The sequence below is a fragment of the Streptomyces sp. NPDC048257 genome (assembly GCF_043201855.1).
Lineage (GTDB): Bacteria > Actinomycetota > Actinomycetes > Streptomycetales > Streptomycetaceae > Streptomyces.
In genome coordinates this window covers 337,216-346,824 of record NZ_JBICZI010000001.1, presented here as the reverse complement: position 1 = coordinate 346,824, position 9,609 = coordinate 337,216, and the positions used below count along the sequence as shown (strand labels likewise).

At 71.3% G+C, this 9,609-nt stretch carries 11 protein-coding genes; 9 read left to right on the top strand and 2 right to left on the bottom strand.

Annotation, left to right across the window (positions count from 1 at the left end):
• The first annotated feature begins 19 nt into the window (after positions 1–19).
• Genes ACGFZK_RS01685 through ACGFZK_RS01675 form a run of 3 tightly spaced genes read left to right on the top strand, consistent with a single transcriptional unit; the run spans position 20 to position 2,867 of the window.
• Positions 20–1,018, top strand: coding sequence for an ABC transporter substrate-binding protein (locus tag ACGFZK_RS01685; RefSeq protein WP_393846814.1), 999 nt, complete (start codon positions 20–22; stop codon positions 1,016–1,018).
• Positions 1,015–2,043, top strand: coding sequence for a FecCD family ABC transporter permease (locus ACGFZK_RS01680; RefSeq protein WP_393846813.1), 1,029 nt, complete (start codon positions 1,015–1,017; stop codon positions 2,041–2,043). The genes ACGFZK_RS01685 and ACGFZK_RS01680 overlap by 4 nt, the downstream gene beginning before the upstream one ends.
• A complete protein-coding gene (locus ACGFZK_RS01675; RefSeq protein ID WP_393846812.1) occupies positions 2,040–2,867 on the top strand; it encodes an ABC transporter ATP-binding protein in 828 nt (275 codons plus the stop codon). Before ACGFZK_RS01680 ends, ACGFZK_RS01675 begins: the two co-directional genes overlap by 4 nt.
• Before the next feature lie 38 nt (positions 2,868–2,905).
• Here ACGFZK_RS01675 and ACGFZK_RS01670 read toward each other — a convergent pair whose 3' ends face one another.
• Both ACGFZK_RS01670 and ACGFZK_RS01665 read right to left on the bottom strand, forming a co-directional pair.
• The gene (locus ACGFZK_RS01670; RefSeq protein ID WP_393846811.1) at positions 2,906–3,304 is read right to left on the bottom strand and encodes a VOC family protein; all 399 of its coding nucleotides are present in this window, start codon (positions 3,302–3,304) and stop codon (positions 2,906–2,908) included.
• Positions 3,305–3,461: 157 nt separating this feature from the next.
• Positions 3,462–5,117, bottom strand: coding sequence for a N,N-dimethylformamidase beta subunit family domain-containing protein (locus ACGFZK_RS01665; RefSeq protein WP_393846810.1), 1,656 nt, complete (start codon positions 5,115–5,117; stop codon positions 3,462–3,464).
• A 616-nt stretch (positions 5,118–5,733) separates the two neighbouring features.
• Here ACGFZK_RS01665 and ACGFZK_RS01660 point away from each other — a divergent pair.
• The 6 genes from ACGFZK_RS01660 to ACGFZK_RS01635 all read left to right on the top strand — a co-directional run bounded on the left by ACGFZK_RS01660 (position 5,734) and on the right by ACGFZK_RS01635 (position 8,657).
• Positions 5,734–5,895, top strand: a complete 162-nt coding sequence (locus ACGFZK_RS01660; RefSeq protein WP_393846809.1) for a hypothetical protein — start codon at positions 5,734–5,736, stop codon at positions 5,893–5,895.
• A gap of 151 nt (positions 5,896–6,046) precedes the next feature.
• Positions 6,047–6,280, top strand: a complete 234-nt coding sequence (locus ACGFZK_RS01655) for a hypothetical protein (protein ID WP_393846808.1) — start codon at positions 6,047–6,049, stop codon at positions 6,278–6,280.
• 34 nt (positions 6,281–6,314) lie between these two features.
• The gene (locus ACGFZK_RS01650; protein WP_393846807.1) at positions 6,315–6,437 is read left to right on the top strand and encodes a hypothetical protein; all 123 of its coding nucleotides are present in this window, start codon (positions 6,315–6,317) and stop codon (positions 6,435–6,437) included.
• Positions 6,434–6,955 (top strand): hypothetical protein, encoded by a 522-nt coding sequence (locus tag ACGFZK_RS01645; RefSeq protein WP_393846806.1) that lies wholly within the window; start codon positions 6,434–6,436, stop codon positions 6,953–6,955. Before ACGFZK_RS01650 ends, ACGFZK_RS01645 begins: the two co-directional genes overlap by 4 nt.
• Before the next feature lie 269 nt (positions 6,956–7,224).
• A complete protein-coding gene (locus tag ACGFZK_RS01640; protein ID WP_393846805.1) occupies positions 7,225–7,380 on the top strand; it encodes a hypothetical protein in 156 nt (51 codons plus the stop codon).
• Positions 7,381–7,838: 458 nt separating this feature from the next.
• On the top strand, positions 7,839–8,657 hold the full coding sequence (locus ACGFZK_RS01635; protein ID WP_393846804.1) for a hypothetical protein: 819 nt from the start codon (positions 7,839–7,841) through the stop codon (positions 8,655–8,657).
• The last annotated feature ends 952 nt before the right edge of the window (positions 8,658–9,609 follow it).

The following is a 9,609-nucleotide window of genomic DNA, read 5'->3' as shown; positions in this document are numbered from 1 at the left end:
CCCCCGGAGAGGCCCCGTCATGCCGTCGCGTCCCCGCTCCGTCCTGTGCGCGCTCATACCCGTCGCACTCCTGATACCCCTCGCCGCGTGCGCCGGTTCCCCCGGGCCGCAGCAGGACAAGGCCGCGGGGCAGCCCGCCGCCGCGCCCGGTTTTCCGTACACCCTCACCAACTGCGGTGTGAGCAGCACCTATCAGGCCCCGCCCCGGCGCGCGGTCACCATGAACCAGCACGCCACCGAGCTGCTGCTCGCGCTCGGGCTGGGCGACCGGATCGCCGGATCCGCCTACCTCGACGACGCCGTCCTTCCCGGGTACCGGCCCGCCTACGACAAGATCAAGGTGCTGGCCGAGGAGTATCCCTCGAAGGAGATCCTGCTCGGCGCCGACCCCGACTTCGTCTACGGCGGGTACGCCAGCGCCTTCGACAAGGCGCAGGGCCGTGACCGCGAGGGACTCGCCAAGTCCGGTATCGACTCCCGCCTCAACGTGGAGTACTGCACCGAGGGCAAGGTCGGCCTCGACCAGCTGAAGACCGAGATCACCGAGGTCGCGCGGACCTTCGGCGTGCCCGAGCGCGGCACGAAGCTCATCGAGGACGAGCAGCGCCGCATCGACGCCGTGACCGCCCGGGTCAAGGACCGGCCGCGGCCGTCCGTCTTCGTCTACGACTCCGGCGAGGCCTCGGCCGCCACCTCCGGGGGCAACGGCATCGGCAACGAGATCGTCTCCCTCTCCGGCGGCACGAACGTCTTCGCCGACCTCGACGACACCTTCGGCGACGTGTCGTGGGAGCAGGTCATCGAGCGCCGGCCCGAGGTCGTCCTCATCTACGACTACGGCGGCACCACCGTCGAAGCCAAGAAGCAGCGCCTGCTGAACGACCCGGCCCTCGCCGGGGTTCCCGCCGTCAAGAACCGGCGGTTCGTCGTACTGCCGCTCTCCTCGGCCGTCCTCGGCGTGCGCGTCGCCGACGCCGTCGAGTCCCTGGGGGGCCGGCTCCACCCCGCCACCCCATGAGGCTGCGCACCGCCGCCGTCCTCCTCGTCCTGGCCGCCGCGCTCGTCGCCTCGGCGGTCGCGGGCCTGGCGCTGGGGGCCGTCCGGATCGAACCCGGCCGCGTACTCGACATCGTCCTCGGTGGCCTCTCGGGAGAACAGCGCACCGGAGCCTTCGCTGCCATCGTCTGGGACGTCCGGCTCCCGCGCGTCCTGCTCGGGGCCGTCGTCGGCGCCGGGCTCGCGGTCGCGGGCGCCGTGCTGCAGGCCCTCGTGCGCAACGAACTCGCGGACCCCTTCCTGCTCGGCGCCTCCTCCGGAGCCTCGGCCGGAGCCGTCCTCGTGATCGTCTTCGGTACGGGCGCCTTCGCCTTCGGCATGGGCCTGCCGCTGGCCGCCTTCGCCGGATCCATGGCCGCGCTCGTCGCCGTCTACGCGATGGCCCGGCGCGGCGGAACCATGACCACCGGCCGGCTCACCCTGGCCGGCGTCGCCGTCCAGTACATCCTGTCCGCCCTCACCAGCCTCGTCCTCGTGCTCTCCGCACACCCCGACCAGATCCGCTCCGTCCTCTTCTGGACCCTCGGCGGACTCGGCGGGGCCCGCTGGGACGAACTGGCCCTGCCCTCCGCCGTGCTGCTCCTCGGCACCGGACTGCTGCTCACCCTCGCCCGGCCGCTCGACCTGCTCCTGGCCGGGGAGGAGGGGGCGCGCACGCTGGGCCTGGACACCGGGCGCTTCCGCGCCGCCGCCTTCGTCCTGACCTCGCTCGTCATCGGCGTGCTCGTCGCCTACAGCGGGGCGATCGGCTTCGTCGGGCTGATGGTTCCGCACGCCGCCCGGATGGTCGTCGGAGCCGGCCACCGCGCACTGCTGCCGGTGGCCGCGCTGGGCGGGGCGGTGTTCCTGATCCTGGCAGACCTGGTCGCCCGTACCGCCGCCGCGCCCGCCGAGATCCCGGTGGGCGTGGTCACCGCGCTCGTCGGCGGGCCGTTCTTCCTGTGGATGCTGCGCCGCTCCACCCGAACCGAAGGGGTCACCGGATGACCGGGAAGGGTGAACCGGCCCTGCCGGTGGAACTCGCCGTCGAAGGCGTGCGTTACGAGATCGACGGGCACCCGCTGCTCCACGGAATCGACCTCACCGCCCGCCCCGGCGAGACGGTGGGTGTGGTCGGCCCCAACGGCAGCGGCAAGACCACCCTGCTGCGCTGTGTCTACGGCGCCCTGCGCCCCACCACCGGCCGCATCCTGCTGGACGGCGCGGACGCGGACGCGCTCACCGTCAAGGACCGGGCCCGGCACGTGGCCGTCGTCCCGCAGGACGCGAGCGGCACCCTGGGGCTTACCGTCCGCGAGGTCGTCGCCATGGGACGCAGCCCGCACAAACGGTTCTGGGAACAGGACGGACCGGGCGACGCCCGGCGCGTCGCCGAGGCGCTGGAGACCGTGGACGCCGGCCCCCTCGCCGCCCGCCGCTTCGACGAGCTCTCCGGCGGCGAACGCCAGCGCGCCCTGGTGGCCCGTGCCCTCGTCCAGGACCCCGGCCTGCTGGCCCTCGACGAGCCGACCAACCACCTGGACATCCGCTACCAGCTGGAGATCCTGGCCCTGGTCCGCGCCCTGCCCGCCACCGGCCTGCTCGTCCTGCACGACCTCAACCTCGCCGCCGCCTACTGCGACCGGCTGTACGTCCTGTCGGGCGGCCGGGTGGCAGCCTCGGGCCCGCCGCGGGAGGTGCTCACCGAGGAACTCCTGGCCGAGGTGTACGGCGTACGGACCCGCGTCGAGGTCCACCCGGCCACCGGCGCGCCCAACATCGTCTACCTTCCCTTGCACGGGGACAGGCGCACGACGGCCACCGGACCGTGAGGCGGCGGCGCGTTCTCAACGGCAGGGGCGAGCCGGGCCTACTCGGCGACGGGTTCCTGGTAGCCGTACGGACGGGTGATGATCTCCATGCCGTGCCCGCTGGGGTCCGTGAAGTAGACCCCGCGGCCCCCGTCGTTGTGGTTGATCTCGCCGGGGTGCTTGCCGTGCGGGTCGGCGAAGTACGGGACCTTCGCCGACCGGATCTTCTCGAACGCGACGTCGAACTCCTCCTCGGAGAGGAGGAACGCGTAGTGCTGGACGGTGATGGACTCGGCCGGGATGGTCGCGAAGTCCAGGGTGACGCCGTTGGCGGTGTCGACGGGGAGGAAGGGTCCCCACTCGGTGCCGACCTCGAGGCCGAGGATGTGGGCCAGGAAGGTGGCGGACTCCCGGTTGTCACGGGAGTGGATGATCGTGTGGTTCAGATGAACGGACATGAGTGAATGCCTCCGAAAGGCACGTCCCGGCGCCTCCATGCCTCACCCGGTCGGTGACCGGCACGCGATGCCGTGATCACGATCCTAGACACCCCGTTCCGGCGAAGTCCACCCCCTTCGCCCGGGCCGCCACCCCCTCGCCGGCCGGGGCCACACCTCACGAACTCCCGTACACGGCCTTGACGTTGTCCTGCGCCGGGTGCGTCCGGCCGGCCGGGCCCGCCGCGAACACCCGCAGGAGGTTCTCGGTCACCCGCGTGGTCAGCGCCCCCGACCGCGCGTCCAGGCCGTGGTTGCGCCCGCTGCGGCCGTCGCCCGTCGCGTCCAGCGCCTCCACCCACCGCATCGTCCCGGTCGCGAAGACCCCGGCCCCGCTCGGCACCGTGTAGTAAGCCGTGTCCTGGTGGCTGGGCCGGCCCTCGCAGACCACGGGGGAGTGGGCCAGGATCTCGATCGGCCGGGGCGTCGGGAAACCGGTGTTGACCTTGTCGTACTCGACCCCGACCAGGTGCTCGAAGCGGTCGCCCGCCGTTGCGCCGGTGCCCTCGAAGAGCCAGTGCCCCGGGTTGGTCACGACGTACGGGGCGTCCACCGGATAGCCGTCGTAGATCACTCCGAGCAGCGAGCTCTCCGGGTCCGCGCCGGGCGCCGAGCGGAAGTCCACCGTCGCGGGATGGCCGCGCTTGAACCCCGGATCCTGCTCGTAGGAGGACTTGTAGCAGACCAGTGTGCGGTCCGGTCCCAGGTCGGAGGCCTCCAGCCGGATCCGGCGGTAGCAGCAGTTCGCGCCCAGGACCGCGATGTTGGTCCCGGCGTCGCGGGCCGCCGTGAAACGCTCCCGCTGCTCCGGCGACCAGTACTCGTCGTGCCCGAGCGAGAGCACCGCCGCCGCTCCTTCCAGGAGCCGCTTCTCCCGCGCCACGTCGGTGGTGGTCGTGTACGCGAGGGGTATGCCGAGCCGCTCGGCCAGTGCGATCAGCGGAGCCTCGTACACCAGGAACAGGCCCGCGCCGTCGTCGTACTCGTACGGCCGGTCGAAGCTCACGGCGAGGGAGCGGGAGGCGAAGCCGCCGCTGGGACCGTCGTAGCTGCCGTAGCCGCCCCAGCGGTTGTACGCCTGCCAGGTGGCCACCGCGTTGACCACGACCGTACGTCCGGCCGTCCCGGCCGAGCGGACGGTGAGCGGTACGAAGCGCTGGCCTTCGCCGCCCTGCGCGTCCAGCCGCAGCAGGTAGCAGCCCTGCGGCCAGTCCTTCGTCTCGACCGTGGCGCTGCGGGTCCACCGCGTGCGGACCATCCGGGTCCCGGCGTCCACCGTGTGCTCGGGCTGCCGGGCCCCGGGCAGGGCCTCGGAGCGCCACACCAGCCGCGCGCGGGCGCCGCCGTACCAGCCCATCCGGTAGGCGGAGACGGTGAACCGGGGTGCGGTCGTCGACACGTGCAGTCCGAAGGACTCGCCGGGCAGCACGCTGACCTTGTCCGCGAACCCCTCGATCGCCCGCGCCGGGCCGGCCTTGGTCACCGTCCAGTCGGCGTGGCCGGGGCGGGCGTTCTCGGCCTTGACGTCGAAGCCGTGCGTCCCTCCGGCAGGCGGCTTTCCGTCCGGCGCGGCGGACTCCGACTTCGCCCCGGCCCCCGGCCCGGATCCGCCGTCGCCGTCCGCGCACCCGCCGACGGCCCCGAGCCCCGCAGCCGTGGCCGCCCCCGTCGCGATCGCGAGGAACCGCCGCCTGCCCGCGCCGTCGCCCGCGCCTTTGCCTTCGCCTTTGTTTTCGCCGTCCGCGGCGCCTCCGGCCATGTACTTCTGATCCATGGAGGGCACGCTATGTGACGCTTGGGCCCAGGCTTCCACCGGCCTGCTCACGCCGGCCGGTCCCCCGGTACGGGCCACCGCGGCCGGGCAGCCCGGCGGTCACCGTGCCGCTCGAAGGGGCAATCAGCGCCAACGGGCCACCGGGCGTGGGCTGGTGACGCGGCCCCGGTCCCGATGGCTGCCGTCACCCGCCGATCCTCACCTTCGGCTCGACCTGGAGAATGCCACGGTATGAACTCTCAGTCACCGTGGGGTCCTCTGGGCAGACCGCTCCGCGCCGTGGCGAGGTACCCGCGCCGTGCGCCGCTGACCCTCGCCTATGTCTGCCTGCTCCTGGTCGGCCACGCCTGGGTCAGCGAGGGTCTGTCCGCCGATCGGGCGGCCGCCGTGCTGGGCTACCTCAGCACCAACCTGGACAACCTCCAGGATCATCCGGTGTCCGCGCTGCTCGGCAGCGTGCTGTTCTTCGACGGCACGCTCACGGATGTCACCTCACTCGACTTCGTGGGCACCTTGATCACCTTCGGCCTCGGTGTGTGCTGCTTCCTGGCCTGGACGGAGCGCCGGTGGGGAAGGGCGCGCGCCGCGGACAGCCAGCTAAGGGAGGGGACAAAGCATGGGAACAGGAACGGTGCTGCTGGTGGTCTTAACGGTCCTGGCTGCGGGGGGTGTGACGGGGACGCTGCTGCGCGCCGGGCGCCGCGAGGCCGGGGCGGAGAAGATTCGGCTCGCCGAGCAGGCGCCGGTCCAGGCGCTGCGGTCGATGGAGGCGATCTGACTCCTGGGGGACCGGGAGTTCGAGAAGTACGTCGCGGAGCTGTGCCGACGGGACGGGTGCACCGACGCCCGGACCGAGAAGGCCACCTGGATCCTGGAAGCGGTCCTTGCCCTGGCCCGACGCGGCACCAGCCGTCCGCGGGGACGGCGACATGCGGCACTTCCCTTTCGTCGACCCGAACGCCGAGCAGACCACCGGCGAACCCGCTCTGATCGTCAGCCAGAATGACCCTCGCGCCGACTCGTTCGTCATCAGCCGCAGCCCCGTCTCCTGGGCCGAGCGGCAGAATAACCGGTGGTACGAGCCCCGCACCCACGACATCGTTCCCGCCGTCTTCGCCGCCCCCGAAGGCGACCGAGTCGATCTTTTGACCGCAGCGTTCTGAAACCTGTCGGGGCTGACGGACTGAAAACTGAGGCATGATCGATGATCCGAAGGTGGCGCCGGGCCTTTACGGCATTCCGGCGGACCTGTTCGGCGGGGAGAACTTCTCCGGGCTCGTCAAGGCCGTGATCCCTGCTTCTGGGAGAGTGATCCGATGACGTCATCACCTGAACTTGCCAGGATCGCCAACCGCCCCGACACCATCCCGGACGGGCTTCTGTCGGTGTTCTTCATCGAGGTGGAGGCGTGGAACGAGGCGAAGGGCTTCGGACGGCGGCTGCGGCAGTTGGTCGGGGCCGGCGTCAAAGCGGGCTTGGAGGCCGACTTCGGGGCCGAGGCGATCTCGGAGGCCGACATGCCCGCTTGGGCCGCCGATGCTTGGGCTGAGGCGGCTCCGAGGTATGCGGCGCACCGGGGCGATGAGGAGTGGACGATTCAGGACGTCCTGTACTCATTCGATCCGGGTCAGAGGACCTGGTCCTGGTGGGATGTGACGCTGGTAGCCGGAAACATCGTGTGCCTGTGGATCGATTCGAAGGAAGAGCCGGTCTACGGCTGCGAGGAGCTGCGGTGGATGGCCTACGCGGCTGGTGCGCGGTCAGTGGTCGGGCCGTTGTTGAAGGAGGTGGGGGAGTGGGAGCGGTCGGCGAGTCTCGGCAGCGGGGGCCCACCGTGATGCCGGCGCTCCGTTCATAGACCACTCGCCCGAACCTCCATGAATGCGGAGGCCCCACCGGACGTACTTCCGGTGGGGCCTCTTCGGCGTCCTGCGGCCCACTCCGTAGTGGGTTTTCCGGACCGCAAGACCCAGAAGACCAGGAGGCCCAGCAGGGCGGCCCCTGCGACCGCCAGGCCCGCAGTGAGCCCCGGGGGGGCGCAAAGAGCACGTGACCGCCGTGGTGTGGTCGTTCAGGCGCGGTGACACGTCCCGGACACATACGCGACGTGTCACCGCAGCTCAGCGCCGCCGTTGACGTTCCCGTACTCCCCAATGAGGTGGACCTGCTCGGCTTCTGGAACAGCGGCACGACCCTGACGGCGCTCCTGGACCTGAACATCGGCCGGTCCGGAACCCACCGCAATCCGACTCCGGACAGCTGAACGATCGCCGTCGACCTCACCGGTACCTCCCTGGTTCACTCACCGATGACGTCACCGATTTCCTTCCCATCGCAGGGGGAGTCGTGCGTGCCGTCGGCGGACATGGCCTTGGTTCGCTGCGCGCCGGCGGACATGGCATGCACCGGGGCCGGAGGCCGACCATGGCCTCGGGTCCCGTTGGGGCCGGGCGGGTTCGGCTGTCGGTGCGGGGCAGGCTGGGGCGAGGGTCGACTTCGCCGCCTACTGGCCGCCAACCTGGAGGGGCTACGGGCCTCTCGGTGACTTGCTGTGACCCGTACGGATCGACGCGGTCAAGCAGCGGAGCAGCCGTCTGCGCGTCGCCCTGGGACGTAAGGCTCCGCATGGACCGGGCAACGGCCCTCCGGGGGGTGAGGGCGCAATACCGGTGGCGCATCGACGGCTTACCCGCCGTGCCGTCCCGTGCCCACAATGACGGCATGGCAACTGATGCCCCACAGCAGCGCCCTGGCCTTCTCCCCGACCTGGTACGGTCCCGCGCCGTGCTGGTCGCCTGCGACGACGATGCGGTCCGCGTGCCCGAGTACCAGCCCGCGGCACGCGCTGCGAAACTGGCAGCGGCACTCGTAGCCCATGACAGTGGGATGCCGTTCAAGCCCGAGCACGTCCGCGCCGTCATGTCATGGCAGCAGCCGGCCGAGGTGCTCGATGCAGTCCGCCGAGCCGCCGAAGAAGCATCGGACGTATTGCTGTTCCATTACGTGGGCACCGGCAGGCGCCACCGCGAGTTCGCCGTCACCCGCGACGTACCGGGACCGGCTGGCTCCGCCCCGCTGCGGGCAGTCGCTGACATCGTGCGCGCGAGCCGGGCGTCCCGCCGGCTCGTCCTCCTCGACTGCGACGACTTCGAGGCCGTGTCGGACTACTTCACCAGCGACCCACTGGTGTCCCTGGCGGGGAAATCGTCCTCCATGTACTTCCGCGCCGGCGATGACCTGATCCCCGCCGGCGACGAGTTCACCGAAACGCTTGCCGATGCGCTCCGCTCGGGCATCACGGATGGCCCGGAGCTTCTGGACCTGGCGACACTGCGCGACGCGGTCGAAGGCCGATGGGCCCTGCTCCGCTACCACGTCGAGAACGAGTACATCGGCGCACCCGACACCCTGCACCTCACCGGCGGTCAGGACCTGGCGCTGGGCACGAACCTCGCCTTCGGACCCGGCGGCGGCCACAGCCGGCGCCCCTTCCACCGCGACGCAGCAGCCGTCGACCTCGCAGAACGGTGGTGGGACTAGGATTTGTCCGACCGATCACGCCGAGTCCGTGGCTCGGCAGCTCGCCGCCAGCACCACCAGAGGTGAGTCGGCACGGTGGCTTCACCGCTCATCCGATGCCCGGACTTGGGCGATGACCTGGGTGGAGCGGAGAGCGGGCACGGCATCGACTGCACCGGCGGTGCAGTGCGCTCCCGCCCACCCCACCGGGTTGAACGCCGGCGCACCCGGGGGGCCGCCGAGGCGGCGGCGGACCTTGCGACGCAACGCTGGCGCGAGGCAGCTCGGTTGCCCATCTCCGGTCGCGGTGCTGCATTTACCCTCCGCCTGGGACACGGCCGTTCCCCGGGTGGCGCATGTGACAAATGCTGGCGCGCGGTAGTTGATCGCGAGGATCAGGAGCGCAGGGAAGCCGTGTCGCGGCCGAGCGTGCGGAGTTGGAGCGGCGCGCGGCTGGCTCGGGTGCGGTGCACGGCCGGAGCTGAGCCCTCAACTGCGGATGTCGCGCGGACGGTGGTCCGCTAGGGTCGTGGGCAGTCCGCGCCGCCATGGGTGCGTGGGTCAGGGCCGGTGCCCAGAGCGCTCTGGGGCAGTACGACCGGACCGTCCTCAGCCCCGGTACTCCGGCAACGGAGCGCCGGGGCTCCACAATGTGCGTGGCGGTCAGACAGCGCGCGGCCTGGCCGCGGAGCGTCGAGCAGGGTCGCGAAGGGCCGGCCCCAGGCCGGATGCCAACAGACTGCCCGCAGCGTCGGCGCGGTGGCTCGTCTGCAATGCTGCGGCCCTGCTGAAAGACGGCGGCGGCCTCATCATTTCAAGTGGACTACTCCGCAGCGGTGTCGGGGCACCCCCAAAGCCCTGTGCGGCCATCTGGCGGGCCTCCGCGCCCTTCAGGGTCGACTCATACCAAGGCCGTCGCGTTCGTCGCTTCAGGCCGCCGTTCTGGGCGTCGCATTTTTCCTAATTTCTGAGT

What these genes read in the sequence shown, in the direction of transcription:
- ACGFZK_RS01685 (WP_393846814.1), top strand. Translation starts at nt 20, where the DNA reads ATGCCGTCGCGTCCCCGCTCCGTCCTGTGCGCGCTCATACCCGTCGCA.
- ACGFZK_RS01680 (WP_393846813.1), top strand. Translation starts at nt 1,015, where the DNA reads ATGAGGCTGCGCACCGCCGCCGTCCTCCTCGTCCTGGCCGCCGCGCTC.
- ACGFZK_RS01675 (WP_393846812.1), top strand. Translation starts at nt 2,040, where the DNA reads ATGACCGGGAAGGGTGAACCGGCCCTGCCGGTGGAACTCGCCGTCGAA.
- ACGFZK_RS01670 (WP_393846811.1), bottom strand. Translation starts at nt 3,304, where the DNA reads ATGTCCGTTCATCTGAACCACACGATCATCCACTCCCGTGACAACCGG.
- ACGFZK_RS01665 (WP_393846810.1), bottom strand. Translation starts at nt 5,117, where the DNA reads ATGGATCAGAAGTACATGGCCGGAGGCGCCGCGGACGGCGAAAACAAA.
- ACGFZK_RS01660 (WP_393846809.1), top strand. Translation starts at nt 5,734, where the DNA reads ATGGGAACAGGAACGGTGCTGCTGGTGGTCTTAACGGTCCTGGCTGCG.
- ACGFZK_RS01655 (WP_393846808.1), top strand. Translation starts at nt 6,047, where the DNA reads ATGCGGCACTTCCCTTTCGTCGACCCGAACGCCGAGCAGACCACCGGC.
- ACGFZK_RS01650 (WP_393846807.1), top strand. Translation starts at nt 6,315, where the DNA reads ATGATCGATGATCCGAAGGTGGCGCCGGGCCTTTACGGCATTCCGGCG.
- ACGFZK_RS01645 (WP_393846806.1), top strand. Translation starts at nt 6,434, where the DNA reads ATGACGTCATCACCTGAACTTGCCAGGATCGCCAACCGCCCCGACACC.
- ACGFZK_RS01635 (WP_393846804.1), top strand. Translation starts at nt 7,839, where the DNA reads ATGGCAACTGATGCCCCACAGCAGCGCCCTGGCCTTCTCCCCGACCTG.